1 pseudogene is annotated in these 1,092 nt (G+C 57.6%); it reads left to right on the forward strand.

From position 1 onward, the window contains the following. A pseudogene (locus M3G19_RS11790) lies at nt 1-822 on the forward strand (hypothetical protein); the annotation flags it as partial. Between the last annotated feature and the right edge of the window lie 270 nt (nt 823-1,092).

Genomic DNA, 1,092 nt, shown 5'->3' on the forward strand with positions numbered 1-1,092 from the left:
TCGAAGAAGCCGGATTGGGAGGACTCTAAGACGACTCCGGATAAGCCGGTTGAGATTCCGAATACTGGTGGTCCGGTTGAGGATGGCACCACGGTTGAGATCGATGGTCCGGGTACTGCTGAGATTGACGAGAACGGCAAGATCACGGTTACCCCGGGTAAGGATGCGAAGCCGGGCGACAAGATTAAGGTTGTTGTCAAGGACAAGGACGGCAAGGTTATCGACACCGTCGAGGTGAAGATCACGGAGAAGCCGATCAGCTCTTCTGAGCGTGAGGGTTGCACCGAGTCTTTGATTGGTTTCGGTCTGCCGTTGCTGGCTCTGATTCCGCTGGGTATTGCGTCCCAGACTTCGATCCCGGGTCTGAAGGAGATCCAGGGTCAGGTTGGCCGTCAGATTCAGGATGCGAATACTGCTCTGCAGAACCAGCTGGGCATTATGGATCCGCGTTTGGCTAAGGCTGCCGCTGACTTCGATGCGCAGCTGAAGGGCGCAGGTGCAAACCTGAACCAGGTTCTCGGCGGACTGGCGGTGCTTGCTTACGGCATCGCTGCGATTACGACCATTGCTACCAAGTGTGGTCCGGGCAACACCAAGACCCAGACCAATGTCGAGGTGTCCAGCATCTTCGGTAAGGGTTCTTCCTCTAAGCCCGACGGTGACAAGGGTTCCTCTTCCAAGGGTTCCTCGAAGAGCAAGGACGAGAACAACGGTTCTTCTTCCAAGGGTTCCTCGAAGGGCAAGGATGAGAACAGCAGCTCTTCCTCCAAGTCCAAGGAGGACAAGGGTTCTTCCGAGGCTGAGGGCAAGAACGCTCAGTAAAGATTGAGCGGCTGCCGCTGGCCTGTGAGCTGGCAGGGCTGCTCCCCAGGGGGAGTGGTCGCTGGCTCTGGCTGGTGAGTTGAAATGAATCACCGCCGATCCCTACCTGAATGGGTAGTGGGTCGGCGGTGATTTTTGTGTTTCGGGGCTACCGCACAGAGCGGCGTGAAATGTGCTCTGCAGATGTGCTCTGCTTCCGCGGGGGCGTGCGGTTGACTGCGGGGTGTGTCGTTCACCGACGCAGGATGTATGGGGAAGGGGGTAGGCCTC

The organism is Corynebacterium sp. p3-SID1194 (genome assembly GCF_025144155.1).
GTDB lineage: Bacteria > Actinomycetota > Actinomycetes > Mycobacteriales > Mycobacteriaceae > Corynebacterium.